The organism is Desulfovibrio ferrophilus, from assembly GCF_003966735.1.
GTDB classification, from domain to species: domain Bacteria; phylum Desulfobacterota; class Desulfovibrionia; order Desulfovibrionales; family Desulfovibrionaceae; genus Desulfovibrio_Q; species Desulfovibrio_Q ferrophilus.
Window position 1 is genome coordinate 3,516,988 of record NZ_AP017378.1, and the last position, 15,513, is coordinate 3,532,500.

At 55.5% G+C, this 15,513-nt stretch carries 13 protein-coding genes and 1 riboswitch; of the genes, 9 read left to right on the forward strand and 4 right to left on the reverse strand.

What is annotated here, in order from left to right; all coding sequences use genetic code 11:
* The first annotated feature begins 1 nt into the window (after window position 1).
* The 7 genes from EL361_RS16060 (at window position 2) to ribB (ending at window position 6,046) form a co-directional block, all read left to right on the forward strand.
* Window positions 2-742, forward strand: coding sequence for a ComF family protein (locus tag EL361_RS16060; protein ID WP_126380956.1), 741 nt, complete (start codon window positions 2-4; stop codon window positions 740-742).
* A 107-nt stretch (window positions 743-849) separates the two neighbouring features.
* Window positions 850-1,860, forward strand: coding sequence for a GGDEF domain-containing protein (locus EL361_RS16065; protein WP_126380957.1), 1,011 nt, complete (start codon window positions 850-852; stop codon window positions 1,858-1,860).
* Between the two features lie 109 nt (window positions 1,861-1,969).
* Window positions 1,970-2,281 carry a 50S ribosomal protein L21 gene (gene rplU, locus EL361_RS16070; RefSeq protein WP_126380958.1) on the forward strand — a complete coding sequence of 104 codons (312 nt, stop codon included), beginning with the start codon at window positions 1,970-1,972 and terminating at the stop codon, window positions 2,279-2,281.
* Window positions 2,282-2,302: 21 nt separating this feature from the next.
* Complete coding sequence (gene rpmA, locus EL361_RS16075; protein WP_126380959.1) at window positions 2,303-2,572, forward strand: 50S ribosomal protein L27; 270 nt, start codon at window positions 2,303-2,305, stop codon at window positions 2,570-2,572.
* 95 nt (window positions 2,573-2,667) lie between these two features.
* Window positions 2,668-3,702 (forward strand): GTPase ObgE, encoded by a 1,035-nt coding sequence (gene obgE, locus EL361_RS16080; RefSeq protein WP_126380960.1) that lies wholly within the window; start codon window positions 2,668-2,670, stop codon window positions 3,700-3,702.
* 25 nt (window positions 3,703-3,727) lie between these two features.
* Window positions 3,728-4,864, forward strand: coding sequence for a glutamate 5-kinase (gene proB, locus EL361_RS16085; protein WP_126380961.1), 1,137 nt, complete (start codon window positions 3,728-3,730; stop codon window positions 4,862-4,864).
* 282 nt (window positions 4,865-5,146) lie between these two features.
* Window positions 5,147-5,300, forward strand: a riboswitch (FMN riboswitch).
* 101 nt (window positions 5,301-5,401) lie between these two features.
* Window positions 5,402-6,046, forward strand: coding sequence for a 3,4-dihydroxy-2-butanone-4-phosphate synthase (ribB, locus tag EL361_RS16090; RefSeq protein ID WP_126380962.1), 645 nt, complete (start codon window positions 5,402-5,404; stop codon window positions 6,044-6,046).
* Window positions 6,047-6,118: 72 nt separating this feature from the next.
* Here the strand turns inward: ribB and EL361_RS16095 are convergent, their stop codons facing one another.
* The 4 genes from EL361_RS16095 to ftsY form a co-directional block, all read right to left on the reverse strand.
* A complete protein-coding gene (locus tag EL361_RS16095) occupies window positions 6,119-7,546 on the reverse strand; it encodes a DNA integrity scanning protein DisA nucleotide-binding domain protein (RefSeq protein ID WP_338031048.1) in 1,428 nt (475 codons plus the stop codon).
* A gap of 75 nt (window positions 7,547-7,621) precedes the next feature.
* Window positions 7,622-8,668 carry a response regulator gene (locus EL361_RS16100; protein WP_126380963.1) on the reverse strand — a complete coding sequence of 349 codons (1,047 nt, stop codon included), beginning with the start codon at window positions 8,666-8,668 and terminating at the stop codon, window positions 7,622-7,624.
* 12 nt (window positions 8,669-8,680) lie between these two features.
* Window positions 8,681-10,411 (reverse strand): sensor histidine kinase, encoded by a 1,731-nt coding sequence (locus EL361_RS16105; protein WP_126380964.1) that lies wholly within the window; start codon window positions 10,409-10,411, stop codon window positions 8,681-8,683.
* Between the two features lie 229 nt (window positions 10,412-10,640).
* Window positions 10,641-12,053 (reverse strand): signal recognition particle-docking protein FtsY, encoded by a 1,413-nt coding sequence (ftsY, locus tag EL361_RS16110; RefSeq protein WP_126380965.1) that lies wholly within the window; start codon window positions 12,051-12,053, stop codon window positions 10,641-10,643.
* Between the two features lie 276 nt (window positions 12,054-12,329).
* Here ftsY and asnS point away from each other — a divergent pair, with 276 nt between their 5' ends.
* Both asnS and EL361_RS16120 read left to right on the forward strand, forming a co-directional pair.
* Window positions 12,330-13,721, forward strand: a complete 1,392-nt coding sequence (gene asnS, locus EL361_RS16115) for an asparagine--tRNA ligase (protein WP_126380966.1) — start codon at window positions 12,330-12,332, stop codon at window positions 13,719-13,721.
* A gap of 908 nt (window positions 13,722-14,629) precedes the next feature.
* Entirely contained in the window at window positions 14,630-15,211 is a 582-nt protein-coding gene (locus tag EL361_RS16120) for a TetR/AcrR family transcriptional regulator (protein WP_172961804.1), read from the forward strand.
* Window positions 15,212-15,513 lie beyond the last annotated feature (302 nt).

Here is a 15,513-nt window from a genome sequence, read left to right on the forward strand (position 1 = left end):
CATGTCCGGGGTGCGGGGCGCAGTGCTTTCGCTTCTGGGTTCCCGCTGTCAGGCCTGTGGCGCTGCCGTGGCCTGGCAGGCGGATGCTCATCTCCGGATTTGCCTGTGTCCTGATTGCCACTCCCGATTGTTACCCCGTCAGGGGGGATACTGTCCCCTCTGTGGTGAAATGGTTGTGGATGCGACCGCTGCTCCGCTGGTTTGCGGACAGTGTCGACGAGACCCTCCTCCTTGGTCGAATCTGGCTTTTTATGGACCTTATGAGGGACTGCTCCGCGAATTGCTGACGGGATTCAAGTTCAATAATCGTCTGGGGCTTGGCCGTCTCCTGCAGGCTCTGTCTGTCGAAGCGTATCATCTTCATGGTGGTTTTCAGGAACAACCTGACGCGGTCGTTCCGGTCCCGCTGCATGCTAGGCGGCTGGTGGCGCGTGGCTTTAATCAGAGCCTGGAAATGGGGCGCCTGTTGGCTCATGAGATGTTGATTCCCCTGAAGCCAGGGGTCCTCGCGCGTCGTCGCCATACCCCACCGCAAGCCGGGTTGCCGGCCCGGGAGCGGAGACAGAATGTGCATAACGCATTTTGGGCTGATGAGGTGGCAATTCAGGGGCGGCGAATTCTGTTGGTGGACGATATCATGACAACTGGCGGGACTATGCGGGAATGCGCCCGAACCCTGCAACGGTCGGGTGCGGCGGACGTCTCGGTGCTTGTTATCGCCAGGACGACTTCAGGCGGTTGACTTGTCATTGCTTTTGCCCGGGAATCCTGACACCAAAGGTACGAAAGAGGGTTGCAAGGATTTCTGCGTTTTTGAGATGGGAGTATAGCAAGGATTGACGGGGTGACATGACGGCGAGAAAGAAAGCGACAGGGTTATGCGTCCTGCCCGGGCAGCGTCAGCTGTGCAAGCTGCTCTCTGAGGCTCATCTGCCTGATGACCCCAAGTGGCTGTCGCTTATCCTGTATATGCGCAGCCTGGAATACAATGAGGCCCTGGGATTGTCGCAGCGGGCCAGTCTACAGAAGCTGCTGCTGACCACCTTGCAGGACGGAGACTTCAGCGATTCAAAATTTCAGACCATTATTCGCTTGCAGGAACGAGTGGTCACGGCCCCTTATCGCCAGAAGCTGGAGGCCGCCGCCGCCGAATCCAAGGCGCTGATGCGTGAGTTCGAGACGATTCTGACCAAGCGTTGTGGGGAAGTGAAGGATCTGGGCAAGAATACCGTGGATGTCGTGGAGAGTGGAGCTGCTCCTGCAACCATGGTCCGCAGGTTGCGCAAATCGTTTCGGAAGTTGGTCAAGGTCATGGACGACGACGTCAGAAATCTTGAAGAAGTCGCGCGGACTGATGTGTTGACCGGATTGGCCAACCGCCGGCGCCTGGACGAAGGGCTGTTGCAGACTACGGCGCAAGCTTCGACTCAGGGGACAGCGTTGTCCCTGTTGATGTGCGACATTGACAATTTTAAGACGGTTAATGATCGGTTCGGACATGCCGTGGGTGACCTTGCTTTGCAGATGGTTGCCGAGATACTCCGCTCGGTGGTGCAGGATTCTGCAGCTGAAGACTTCCTTTGTGCCCGCTATGGCGGAGAGGAGTTTGCGGTGCTCCTCAGCGGGATGGATGTAGGCGACGCCATGGTTGTGGCAGAACGTGTGCGCGTTGCTATCGAGCAGGGACGCCTCGAGATCGAGAATTCGCTAAATAAGGAATTGGCTGTTACATTATCCATTGGGGCGGCGCAGCTTGACCCTGTGTGGGGTGATGTCATGATCGATCGTTTGATACAGGCTGCGGACAGTGCTCTGTTTGAGGCCAAAGCCGCGGGCCGTAATCGGGTTCAGGTCGGCTGATTGGCTTGGAGCATATTAGGGCAATAACAGAAAGTGGGCCGCTAGGGGTTGACTTCTCCGGCGAGAATCGAGTATTCACCCCTTCTCTTTCTTTGGAGGTATTATTTAAATGTATGCTATCGTAGAAACTGGCGGCAAGCAGTTCCGTGTTGAGGAAGGCCGCACCATTAAGGTTCAGAAGCTCCAGGCCGAAGCCGGTTCTGAGCTTGTTCTGGATAAGGTTCTTTTGGTTGGTGAAGGCGCTGGCGTGACCGTCGGTGCTCCCTATGTCGAGAAAGCCCAGGTTTCTTGTGAAGTGGTTGAGCATGGCCGCGATAAGAAAATTATCGTGTTCCACAAGCGTCGCCGCAAAGATTCCATGAAGAAGCAGGGCCATCGGCAGGACTACACCGCCATCAAGATCAAGGCCATTCAGGCGTAATTCGCCTGTAAGGAGGCAGATATGGCTCATAAGAAAGCGGGCGGAAGCTCCAAAAACGGTCGCGACAGTGCGGGTCAACGTCGAGGCGTAAAACGCTTCGGTGGCCAGCAGGTGGTCGCAGGCAACATCCTTGTTCGTCAGCTCGGCACCAAGGTTCACCCCGGTAACGGCGTGGGCATTGGCAGAGACTACACCCTGTTCGCTCTGGTGGACGGTGAAGTGAAGTTCGAGAAGTACTCGCGCAAGAAGAAGATCAAGACTCGAGTGCATGTGGTTCCGGCTGAGGCCTAACCACTACTGACTACAGCAAACCAGCCGGGGCGGACCGCGCATTGCGCTGTCCGCCCCTTTTTTTATGCCGTGCTTTGCACGGCTGTGGAGTTTAAATGCGTTTTGTGGACGAAGCGACCATCACTGTACGGTCGGGCAAAGGCGGACACGGCTGTGTGTCGTTCCGGCGTGAAGCCCATGTGCCTCGGGGCGGGCCGGATGGCGGCGACGGCGGCGACGGCGCCGATCTCATTTTTCGCGCCTCAGATACGCTCCTGACTCTTTACGATTTTCGTCTGAAACGTCTGTACGAAGCCAAGAATGGTCAGCCCGGTATGGGTAGGCAGCGTTACGGCAAGAATGGCGAAGATCTTATTATTGACGTCCCCACCGGGACACTTCTGTACGAAGTGGACGAGGACGAGAACGAAACCCTGATTGCCGACCTGACCGAGTCAGGTCAGACCGTGGTCATCTGCGAAGGCGGACGCGGCGGCAAGGGGAACGAGCATTTCAAGTCCGCCACCATGCGCACTCCCCGTTTTGCCCAGCCAGGCGAACCCGGTGAAGAGAAGCGCATTCGTCTGGAACTCAAGATTCTGGCAGATGCCGGTCTTTTGGGTCTTCCCAGTGCGGGCAAGTCCACCTTTGTTTCCCGCATTTCCGAAGCCAGGCCCAAGATTGCGGCTTATCATTTTACCACGTTGACCCCCAATCTCGGTGTTCTCATTTCCGAGCTGGGTGAACATTTCGTGGTGGCTGATCTGCCCGGTCTTATTGAGGGCGCCCACGAAGGACTGGGGTTGGGATTCCGTTTCCTGAAACATGTGGAGCGCAACCGCTTCCTGGTTCATATCCTCGCAGCCGATGAGATGGACATGGACGATCCCTGGGCCGGATATGATCTGCTCAACGAGGAGCTGGTGAAGTACAGCCCCGAGTTGGCGGATAAACCACAGCTTGAAGTGGTCAATAAGATTGATGTATTGACTGACGAGCAGTTGGAAGCCCTGAAGGCCAGGGCCAAGGCTGATGGTCGTCGAGTGTATTTCATATCTGCCTTGCGTGGTGACGGTGTTGACCGGTTGGTCAAACTGATGTGGAAGCTGTATCGCAAGGGTATTGCCCAGGATCAGGCCGAAGAAGACTGATTATCCGAGGCGAACGGGAGCAGGCATGGGCTGGAGAAAGCAGCGCACCGCGGTCATGAAAGCGGCCAGACGGGTGGTGATCAAAGTCGGCAGCGCCGTGTTGACGGGGCCCGAAGGCCTTGACCTTCGCATCGTCAGTCGTCTTGCGGACCAACTGGCCGATTTGCATGACCAGGGCCTTGATGTGGTTCTTGTTTCATCGGGGGCCGTTGCTGCCGGTCGGCGGCGAGTGAAGGTTGATATTGACGGCATGCCCGCCCGGCAGGCTGCTTCAGCTATCGGCCAGAGTCGCCTGATGCATGCGTATGATGAAGCCTTTGAACGCTACGGTAAAACTTCCGCCCAAATTCTCCTGACCCGAGATGATCTGAAAAGCCGCAAGCGGTTTCTGAATGTGTTGAATACATTTCGGACTCTGCTCGATTGGCGGGTCATCCCCGTGGTCAATGAAAACGACACCGTCTCTGTTCAGGAACTCAAGTTCGGTGACAACGATTCCCTGGCGAGCCTTGTGGTGAACCTTGTGGACGCCGATCTGTATGTTAACCTGACCTCGGCCAAAGGGGTCTTCGACTCCAATCCCGACAATAATCCCGATGCCAAATGCCTTCCGTGTATTGAGAATATCTGCGCCATGGACCTGGATTCCTCGTGTGATGGCAAGACCACGGACGGCACAGGCGGTATGTATTCCAAGCTTCTTGCCGCGCGTCGGACCGCTCAGTTGGGTGTGCCGACACTGATTTTGTCAGGGCATGAATTCTATGGACTGAAGCGGGTGTTTGAGGGTGAAGAATTGGGCACCTGGATTGTGCCCGATGGCAAGTCCATTTCCAGCCGTAAATTCTGGCTGGCCTACAATAACCAGCCTGAGGGTGTTCTGACCGTGGATCCGGGGGCCAGCGCTGCGTTGGTTAACCGGGGGAAAAGCCTTTTGCCTGCTGGCATCACCGCTGTGGATGGTGATTTTGGAGAGGGTGCGCTCGTGCGCATCACCGATCCGGGAGGCGATACTCTGGGAGTGGGGCTGGTTAACTATGCGGCCGCAGATATCGTACAGATCATGGGCCGGAAAAGTGCCGATATAGCCTCTATTCTAGGATCGTGCCCCTACCCGGAAGCGATTCACCGGGATAACCTGCTGTTGGACGCCGCCGTCTAGCAAGCCGTTGGAAAACGGCTGTCTGCCTTGTTGCATCGATCCGATCAAACTCTTGTGTAAAGTAGATACATAACCACCTTGAACGGCTCTTGCGCTTCGTATCCCAACCGTTTTTGAGCGACTCGTGAATAAAGAACGCTGTCTGTTTGGGAGTGTTGCCTGTTTCAGATTTCCCGGCTTTGCGCAGGGAGGGATTCATACTTCAAGACACCCGATTCTTCGGGCTTTTTTTATGTCTGATATATTGACTTGTGCCTGAGTCATTCTTAAAAATTACACGTGCTTGATCCTCAGGGCGGGGTGGAAGTCCCCACCGGCGGTATCCCGGCTTTATGGCCGGGGAGCCCGCGAGCGCTCTCTTCATCGGGAAGAGAGGTCAGCAGATCCGGTGAGATGCCGGAGCCGACGGTTACAGTCCGGATGGAAGAGGAACGAGCGGGCCCCGCCTCGCGCCGTATTGCGGCGCTTTGCCTTAGGTGTGCGCGGAGGTCTGTTCCTACGCCCTGATTCATGACCTCCAAACCAAGGAGATTCTCCATGAATCAGTCCCTGTTGAACCGTTTTGGTGACCCGCGTGAGCGGGTTGAAAAAGCCCTGGACGCCCTGCGCGGCGGCCGGGGAGTCCTTGTTGCAGATGATGAAAGTCGCGAAAATGAAGGTGACTTGATCTTTGCGGCTGAAACCTTGACCGATTCCCAGATGGCTGCGTTGATCCGTGATTGCAGTGGTATTGTCTGTTTGTGTCTGACCGAAGACAAGATTCGTGATTTGGGACTGCCGATGATGGTCGAAGACAATACGAGCAGCTATGGGACGGCTTTCACCGTGTCCATTGAAGCGGCCAAAGGTGTGACGACCGGTGTCTCGGCGGCAGATCGGGTGGCCACAGTTCGCGCTGCCATTGCCGAAGGTTCCGGTCCTCAGGATCTGGCCTGTCCCGGGCACGTGTTTCCCTTGCGGGCTCGCCCCGGGGGGGTCCTCGAGCGGGATGGGCATACCGAGGCCACGGTGGACCTGTGTCGTTTGGCGGGCTATTCAGCCTGTGGCGTGCTTTGCGAATTGACCAATCCGGATGGCACCATGGCCCGCCTTCCGGATATCGTGGCGTATGGTGAGCGGAATGATTATCCCGTGTGTACGGTGAATGATTTGATCCAATATCGTCAGACTATGGATAATTGATTCAGCCGGAAGTGAACACAACGAGGCCCCGCCAAATGGCGGGGCCTTTTATGTGGATGATGGCAACGGGGTTCAGCTTTGCAGCCAATCCTTGAGCAGGGGCGGGGTGTCCACGCAGGCGTACTTGGGTGGCAACATGCATGTGGCCGAAATTTCGACACCGTTCTGGATGATGGAGACCGGTCTGTCGGATGAAACGACAATGACCACGATATCTTCCCGTCCAGCGGTAAAGCGTAGGGCGGAATTGTAGCGTGCGCCTCTGGCGCGATCCTCTCCCCCCACGGCCTGACCATCGAGCAGGCACGCGAATCCATGCAGTTTCCGGTCGCGCCCGATATGCAGGGCTCCGTCGACCTTGGACAATGCCTGGGCCAAAGAGAGCAGATGTGGTTGCTCCAGGTCCAGTGGTTCTTCCATATGCTGGCCGGCGATGGGTACGGGTGAGGGGCGGAAATCGACCACCAGAGTGCTGCCGTGTTTGCGTTCCTGGGAATTGTGGACGATGGAACTGACAATACGGAACAGGCTGTTGCGTTCGGTGAAATCCATGTCCGTTTCGAGGAGGTGTTCTTCGAAGTTGACCAGGTTGGCTTGACGATTGGTAGACTTGAAGGCGCCTTCCAGGAAACTGCAGACGGTTTTATTGCCCAGTCTCAGGAAACCTGATGAACCGTTGAACTCGGCTACGATGCGGGCGCCAGGCATGCGTCCGATGGCGATGCCAACGATGGCCTGGCCGTCTGAAACCAGGGAACGCCCTGTCTGTTCTGCGGCTTGCAGCAGTTTGCGAACATGCTTGAAATGCTCCAGGCGAGGGCGCTCATGCTCCGGGAAACGAGCCAGGAAACGAATCTTGTTCATCTGGCTGGGCTCGACAAAAGCCAATCTGCCCCTGGGCCAGACACCTTCTTCCGGGGTCTTGGAGATACCAAGCACGGCATCCAGGATAGGATAGACTCGAAGCCGAGTATCCATGCCGATTTCAGCGTTACGCTGATCCACAATGTAATTGCGGATGGCGTGCAGGGTGAAATTCTGGAGGCTGTTTCCTGCGGTTTCCACAATGGGAACGTTTTCGGCGGACATGCATTGAGACATGAGCCAGGCTGCGTGTTCAAGCCAGTGCTCCGTGGGCCCGGTGGAGCACATGGACGGGTGGTGCTCGGTGAACCATGATTGATAAAAAACACTGCGGGAGCGACTGGCGTGGCAAATTAGCCCGGAGAGATCCAGGCATTGGGTGCGGACCTGCTCAAAGGGGGGGACGTAAGGAATGTCCTGCGCGGAGGTTGACCAGTTGTCGGAATCCAGAAACCTGCTCTTCAATACGGGTTCATGCCCGAGTAGCATGTTCTGGGGGTCATAGACCCGTAAGGGGTCTTCGGGGTTGACTGCATAAATCAGAGCGGCACGACTGGGCTGGGAATAGTGCGAGAGCCCGAAGCGCAGGCCGTCAAGAATATGGAAAATGACCAGATTGCGATAGGAATCGTCCACCAACTTACTCCGGATCAAATTGTTTTGTCCGAATAATCACATAGTTGTTCGCGAAAGTGAACCTTGAGGGGGTATTTAGTTGCAGCCTGTCTCCTGCAGCTTGGGCATGGGAAAGGTAAGGGTGTAGGCCGTGCCCTGCGCGGGGTGCTGAGTGATGACTCCGCCCAGACGTTGGACCAGGCGGTGCACCACATCCAGCCCGATGGTTTCGGCATTGCGATACACGGGCTGCTCGGGGAATCCTTTGCCATCGTCGGAAACCACAACCCTTACGGAGGCTCCACCCTGCCCGGAGATGCTGACCAGGACATTGCCGCCCTGACCGTTAAAGGCGTGGCGTGCTGAGTTGACCACCAGTTCGATGACGATGAGTCCCAGACTTTGCATATACTGAGTGGGCAGGGCCAAGTCGTCTCCGCGAAGGGTCACGCGGACGCTTTCGGGGATGAAATGCGAAGCGCGTACGGATTCCATGGCCTCACGGAAAAAGCTCGGGGCATGCAGAGGTTTGTCGGGATGTCCCGAATACAGGCTCTCTTGCAGTGACATGATTGAGAGTACTCGCTTGGAGACACTGTCCATGGCCACGTCAAGAGTGGTCAGGCTGGAATGCCTTGTCTGTAGTTGCATCAATGCCAGAATCATGGAGAGATCTTCGGAAACCAACCTGTTCGTGGCGTTGATCTGGCGCTTTCCGTCTTCATTTCTGTGTCGGGCGCCGGAAAGCAGATTGCTGCGGTGTCGATCCCGACTGGACCGGCAGAGGGTTGTCTCGATACAGGCTCGTATCTGGTTGGGCCGGTGGGGTTTCATCAGGTACCCTGATGGTCGCACGGATTTGACCCGTTTCAGGATGTCGTCACCACTATGGGCGGTCAACAGGACCACAGGGATATTCATGTTTCCCTGAATGGCTTCGCAGGCAGCGATGCCGTCAATTTCGCCGGGCATGACGATGTCCATGAGCACGATGTCGGGTTGGTGCTCCCTGGCAGCGCTAATGGCTGTAGCACCCGAATTTGCTTTGCCGACCACGTGATATCCCATCTCGTTCAGGGATTCTTCAAGTTGGGTCAGGATGATGGCCTCGTCGTCAGCGACAAGGATGCGTTCTCCACTCATTATTGCTCCAGATCAGTTCTGATCGGCAGGGAAGTTGATGTCAAAGGCACTATTGGGGCCGGTGTTGACCATCAGGCTGCCACCAAGCTGAAATTCCACGATATTTCTCATGAGCTTCATGCCCATGGATTTGGCTCCCCGCGTCTCCCAGTCCTCAGGGAGACCTGGGCCGTCATCTGCTATGCGCAAGCGCACCTGGCCGTTGGAATTTTTCAGAAGGATGGAAACCTTTCCACCCAGACCTGTTGCGTAGGCGTGCTTGAAAACATTGGTCAGGGCTTCATTCAGCACGAGTCCGCAGGGGATGGCACGATTGATAGGCAGATAGACCTTGTCGGCATCCAACTCGAGCTCGACGTTGCCCCGGCTGAACATCTTGGCCAGTTGTTCAAACAGCGCGGTGGTGTATTCGCCAATGTCGATGCTGTCGAAATGCTCACTCTGATAGAGTTGGGTGTGAATGAGCGACATTCCTTCAATTTTGGAGTGCACGTCCTGAAACAGTTCTTGATCCAGGGGCGAGTGCAGTCGGCGGCTGGCCATGTCCAATAGACTGCATATGATCTGAAGATTGTTTTTCACCCGGTGATGGACTTCTTGCAACAGGACTTCTTTTTCCGTCAGGGAGTTGGCGATGCGTTCTCTGGCAAGAACCATGTCTGTGATATCTCGCCCTATGCCAACAATTTCGGCATAGGGTGCGCCGTCTTTGCTGGGAACTCCTTTGCCTGTCCAGGAGAGCCAGCGCACGCCTTCGCGAGTATGCATTCGGGCCTCGACCAGGAACGAGTGGGGGGGCGTGTCAAGATTGCGGGTCGCTATATACGCTTTGCGGCGATCCTCTTTGTGAACCATTTTGATGAACCTGCTCCCCAGCATGTCGGACTCGGGCTTGCCGATCAGATCGCAGTATGATGGACTAACGAATTCCAATCTTCCATGGCTGTTGATTTTGACCACGACATCATTTTGGTGCTCCACCAATAATCGGTATTTTTCTTCGCTGGAGCGCAAACGTTGATTGGCCTTGGTCAGTTCCGAGGTCCTGGCGTCTACAGTGCTTTTAAGTTTTTTCTGATGCTGGACGGAGAGTCTTTGCTGCCGTGCCAGGACAGCCATGATGAGCAGGAATAAGGCACTGATTGCCGCCAGGATAGTGGTCTCGCGGCGTATCTGATTGGGAATTCCCGAGAAAGCGAGAATTGCGGATTCCGGTGTTGAGGCGCCAATGGTCCAGGTTTGACCCAGGACTCTGAAGCTGGCCCATGCCGTGTGCTCCGTGCCACGGTCCTTGCTCCAGACAAAGGATGTTGTTCCCTTTGTCCCGGCATCGACTCCGGCAATCAGGGTGTCATAGTCCGAGGCCCCTTTTTCAATCTGAGCATCGAACATGTCGCGTATTCTGTGTCCAATGAGGCTGGGTGAGAACTCCGGCAGGGTGCAATGGAAGACGTGACGGTCCCGGGTCACGAACAGGTTGCATTCGCGTAACAGCTGGACGGGCTGAATTACCTGCCCCATGAAGCGTTTTTCCAGTGTTGCCATGGAGATGTTTTCAGCAGTCGCCCCTTGGGCAAAGACTTCTTCACCACTATGTGCGGCCTTGCGTACCACCTGTAGTTGAACGTTCCGGTAGGCATCCACGACATCATCAATGCGCTGGGCATTGAAGGATAGGAAGGCGATCCAGAACACAACAAGCAGAGGGATAATCAGCAGATGTGCTGAATAGAATCTATTCACCCGAAACTCCGGGAGAGGACAGAAGGAGAGGCTTGAGCCTAGAGTGGGAGAGTTGTTGTGTCATGCTGGTTGGCGATGCTACATTGAATCCAAAAAAGGTAAAAGTATTTATTTTATGCAATAAAAAATAAAAGTTATAGTCTTTTTGGAGTGTTGAGAGGTGGGGGCTAATGGTGGGCGGAGGATAGTTGAAATAAACAGGCCGCCCGAAGGCGGCCTGTTGTGTTGATTATGCTCCAAGAAGTGCGGTTGCGAAGTCTTGACCATTGAATGGCCGAAGGTCTTCCATTCGTTCGCCGAGTCCTACAAAGGTGATAGGGACTCCGAATTGCAGGGCAATGGCCACAACCACACCGCCTTTGGCGGTGCCATCCAGCTTGGTAAGAACGATTTCATCCACGCCAACGGCTTTGGAGAAAAGGTCCGTCTGGGAGAGTGCGTTCTGGCCGGTCGTGGCGTCAACCACAAGGATGGAACGGTGAGGAGCGCCGGGGTGTTTCTTGCCCAGAACATTCTTGATCTTCTTCAACTCCTCCATCAGGTTCACCTTGGTGTGAAGGCGACCAGCAGTGTCCACGAAGATGATGTCGTAGCGTTCCTTGATGGCGTAATCCACTGCTTCAAAGGCCACGGCTGCAGGGTCTGCACCTTCGCCTTTGCCATAAAAGCCAGCCCCGACCCTTTCGGCCCAGACCTGCAATTGCTCCATGGCGGCGGCTCGGAAGGTGTCACCTGCAGCAACGAGGACCCTCTTGCCCTGCATCTGGGCGCGATGGGCCAATTTGGCGATGGTGGTGGTTTTACCCACACCGTTGACACCGATGACCATAACAACTTCAGGTGGATTGACGGCAGTGATGCGTCTCTCACCCTTGAACAGGTCGGCCAGTTCTTCGGCCATGAAACCCTTGAACGCGGCAGGGTCATTGGTGTCGGCCTTGCGGGCACGTTCACGCAGGTTGTTGACCAGCATGTGAGTGGCATCGAAACCGACATCGGCCATGATGAGAATCTCTTCTAGTTCTTCCCAGAACTCTTCGTCCATGGAGTCGTGAGAAGACAGCAGGCCGTCGATCTGTCGAGTAATTTTGTCTTTGGTTTTCTCCAGCCCTTCGGAAAGCTTGAGGAACAGACGGGAACGTTCGTCCTCTTCGTCTTCAAGCTCCAGCGCCAGTGCCAGGCGGTATTGCAGTTCCGAGCGAAAATCCTGAACCCGCTCGTATTCCATCATGTCCAACCAGGCGTCAAAGCGCTTGATGAAGTCTGATGCCTCGGCTTCAGGGGCGCCCAGGGCTCGGAAGAGGAAATCTAAACGTTGCCATAATTCAGGACCCTTGCCCTCCAGTCCTTCCAGCACGAGTGCCAGCCATTGCGAAAGGCGGGGCTCAGCTTCGCGCAGGGCCAGGGTCAGTTCAGCTTGCCAGGGCTCCTCGGCTTTGGCCGGCTGTTCTTCAGGGGCAGGTTGAGCTGCTGCTGGCTGATTTTTCTGCGCTGGGGTTGGTTCAGTTTCTGTGTCGGCGCCAGCCGGGGTGGTCTCACTAGCGTCGAGGAATTCTTCTGGGGTCAACTCGGGATCAACAGCCTGTGGGGCCTCGACGTCATCTTTTGATTGCCAGAATTTGAGTTTCGAAAAGAAGCCCATTGATGATACTCCCTGTGGTAAAGCGTCCACCGTTGTCTGGTGGCAGCAAAGCGGTGACATCGCCTCTGGGCGTTCCCCCATGGTAGTGGGGGGGCGCGGTAGTGGCGGTCCGCCGGAAAATCGGATACAGCCTAGCCGGACCGAATGCTTGGAAGTGCCTCGCGGGTCCGACAGGGATACTTTGCCCAGAAGCCTGCCGCCGTCAAGGGTGGACCGGGCTCGGGAATGTCATGCGGCCATCACAAGCCGTCGAAAATCGCAACGAGGATGAGGTTCATGAATCGCATCAAGGTCAAAGCAGCATTGTCGGCCAAGGAGCCCAGAGAAGACATCCAGATTAATGGCTGGGTCCGTACCAAGCGCGACGGCAAGGGTTTCGCCTTCGTGGAAATCAACGACGGCTCATGTCTCTCCAATATTCAGGCCATTGTGGATGAGGGACTCCCGGGCTGGGACGACATGCCCCGCGTGGGTACAGGGGCTGCTGTCTCCATTGATGGTGAATTGGTCGAATCCCCGGGAAAGGGCCAGAAATGGGAAGTGCGCGCCAAGGCTCTCAGACTGATTGGTGAGGCAGACCAGGAGAGTTATCCTCTTCAGAAGAAGCGCCATTCCGACGAGTTCTTGCGTTCCATCGCCCATTTGCGTCCCCGTACCAATAAATTTGGAGCCATGTTCAGGATTCGATCCGAGGCTGCCTATGCCGTGCACAAGTTCTTCCGGGATCGCGATTTCCGGTATGTGCATTCACCTATCATCACAGGTTCGGATTGCGAGGGTGCTGGCGAGATGTTTCGGGTGACCACCCATGACCCGGCCCAACCCGGAGCACAGTCCTACGAGAAGGATTTCTTTGGTAAAGAGGCCGCGTTGACCGTTTCCGGTCAGCTGACCGCTGAAATTTTTGCGACGTCTCTGGGTGACGTGTACACCTTCGGACCGACCTTCCGTGCCGAGAATTCCAATACTCCCCGCCATGCCGCCGAGTTCTGGATGATTGAGCCCGAGATGAGCTTCTGCGACATTCACGGGAATATGGATTTGGGCGAGCAGTTCCTGAAATATCTGGTGCGCCATCTGCGCGAGCATTGTGCAGAGGACATGGCGTTGTTTGCCCAGTGGGTGGACAAGACGCTGGATGCGACTCTGGATTCCATCGAGAATGACACCTTTGTGCGCCTGCCCTATACCGAGGCCATCGAGATCCTGCTGAAGAATGCCAAAACCAAGAAGGGCAAGGATCGCTTTGAATTCCCAGTGGAGTGGGGCATTGATCTCCAAACTGAGCATGAGCGTTTCCTGACGGAGCAGCATTTCAAGAAACCGGTCATCGTGTTTGACTACCCCAAGGACATCAAGGCCTTTTACATGCGCATGAATGACGACGGCAAGACCGTTGCTGCCATGGATGTTCTGGTGCCCCGGGTGGGCGAAATCATCGGTGGCTCGCAGCGTGAGGAGCGTCTTGATGTGCTCCAGGCGCGGATTCAGGAGATGGGTCTGCCAGAAGAGGAATACTGGTGGTACATGGACTTGAGGCGTTTTGGCACTGTGCCTCATGCCGGCTTCGGCATGGGATTCGAGCGGCTCTTGATGATGGTGACCGGAGTGACCAATATCCGTGACGTCATCCCCTGTCCTCGTACGCCGAGGCATCTTGAGTTCTAACGGATCATCCGCCCTGGACGAGAGGGCACTAGTTTAATGAAATGGAAAGCCGTCGCTTCATACGAAGCGGCGGCTTTTCTTGTTGTTTGTTGTCATCAAGCTGCACACGGGGTGTAGTCTGTGTCTTTTAGTCTTTTCGTCTGTCGTTATTTCGACGTTCTGAAGGGGTGCGTCGTTCGTCGTTCGCACGTCGTTCAACCTGATGTCTTCGCTCCAGTTCGCTAAGATCTTCCGAAATGGAGCGACGATCCTGAAAGGCTTGTCGGCGTTCGCCTTCCAGCCGTCTCTCTTGTGCCCTTCTTTCGTTACCGTGTCTCCGTTCGGATGTTGTCATGATGATTCCTCCTGTGGACACCTGCGAATAATAAACTTCGCAAAAATTATAGCACAGGCTCGTGCCTGTGTGAACTGCCGTGGAATCAAACTCGATTCGGGTGTGAAAAAATTTCAAATTTGGTTGACATATGATCTGTACTTTATATAGATGGACTCAACGACTGTTTGAGCACTCAAACAATTTTATACGAGCCCGGCGAAATCAAACGGCATGGCAACGGGCCAGCGGTTAGGTTGAACGAAAAGCTTCGTCGGGTTGGCAGATAGTTGGTTGACGGAATGGAGGCTCGTATCCTGTGCGGTTGGACCGCCGGGGTACGGGCCACCCCCGGCCAGAGTATTACTGCCTGATTTCCTTTAGAGATCAAACCGCTCCTCCTCGGGTGGTTTATCTGTCGATACTCCCTGTCCCTTCGGCCCCCGTTATGGGGGCCGATTTTTTTGCTCGACAGGCAATGTAATACTGATGTGCCGTTGACGTTGTGTGGCTGAACAGTTTAACAGTGTAGCCCTCGGTGGCGGCCTGGGCCGCACCGATAACCGAGGGGTGTTTCCAACGAGGTGGGGTGTATATGACCAAGAAGGAATCGCTGCTGCAGGCGGCCAAAGAGCTCTTTGGCGAGCATGGCTACAATGAGACCACGTTCAAGAAGATTTCGGAGCGGGCCGGGGTGGCCCTGGGGCTTTTGACGCATCATTACGGGAACAAGGAAAAGCTGTTCATGACCGCCGGTCTGGATGTGCTGGAACAACTTGTCGCCAGATTGAAGGCGGCTGTAGCCGGGGCCGATACCGGTCTTCAGGCGGTGCAGCGCTTTTGTGAGGAGTACCTGGCGTTCTCCATCGATCCCGAGGAGAACTTTCTGGTGCTTATCCGCTGCTCTCCCTACAGCGATGTGAAGACGCGTGAGGATGCGGAAGTGATGGAGGAGAAGTTCACCGAGGTCTACGATATCCTTGAGGACTGTGTTCGCCAAGGCCATGATGACGGAACCATCGTTCAGTACCCTACGAAGGAACTGGCGACCAATGTGCAGTGTAATCTTGTCGGTTCGGTCCGTACGCGTCTTTTGACACCGTACAGCCCTCCGTCCTTGTACGACGATATGCTGCAATTCATCACCAGGTCGTTGACCACCAACAAATCTGTTTGATTATTTTCGTGCTGTGCGGGTACGCAAATGGCCGTTCCTCCATCTGGAGGGCCGGCTTTTTTGTTGAGCGATGGCCAGAGATCAGCGACGGGGCCTTGGATTTGGTCTGGTTTGGTGTTGATTTTGATTAACCACGGGCAGGGCTTTGGGCGTTTCGTTTGGATTTTTCCCGGTTCATAGGCCCAGGATTGGGGCTCAGGGAGTTCTTCGTGTGGCCTTGGGCAGGTCTTTGGTTGTGCTTTTTGATGTTTCGAGTGTGCGGGGAAGGGATTCGAGGGAGGTTTGAGCCACATGTTTGGAGG

Coding starts and splice junctions, on each gene's coding strand:
- proB (WP_126380961.1), top strand. CDS start 3,728: ATGGGCTGGAGAAAGCAGCGCACCGCGGTCATGAAAGCGGCCAGACGG.
- EL361_RS16100 (WP_126380963.1), bottom strand. CDS start 8,668: ATGAGTGGAGAACGCATCCTTGTCGCTGACGACGAGGCCATCATCCTG.
- obgE (WP_126380960.1), top strand. CDS start 2,668: ATGCGTTTTGTGGACGAAGCGACCATCACTGTACGGTCGGGCAAAGGC.
- asnS (WP_126380966.1), top strand. CDS start 12,330: ATGAATCGCATCAAGGTCAAAGCAGCATTGTCGGCCAAGGAGCCCAGA.
- EL361_RS16120 (WP_172961804.1), top strand. CDS start 14,630: ATGACCAAGAAGGAATCGCTGCTGCAGGCGGCCAAAGAGCTCTTTGGC.
- EL361_RS16060 (WP_126380956.1), top strand. CDS start 2: ATGTCCGGGGTGCGGGGCGCAGTGCTTTCGCTTCTGGGTTCCCGCTGT.
- rpmA (WP_126380959.1), top strand. CDS start 2,303: ATGGCTCATAAGAAAGCGGGCGGAAGCTCCAAAAACGGTCGCGACAGT.
- rplU (WP_126380958.1), top strand. CDS start 1,970: ATGTATGCTATCGTAGAAACTGGCGGCAAGCAGTTCCGTGTTGAGGAA.
- ribB (WP_126380962.1), top strand. CDS start 5,402: ATGAATCAGTCCCTGTTGAACCGTTTTGGTGACCCGCGTGAGCGGGTT.
- ftsY (WP_126380965.1), bottom strand. CDS start 12,053: ATGGGCTTCTTTTCGAAACTCAAATTCTGGCAATCAAAAGATGACGTC.
- EL361_RS16065 (WP_126380957.1), top strand. CDS start 850: ATGACGGCGAGAAAGAAAGCGACAGGGTTATGCGTCCTGCCCGGGCAG.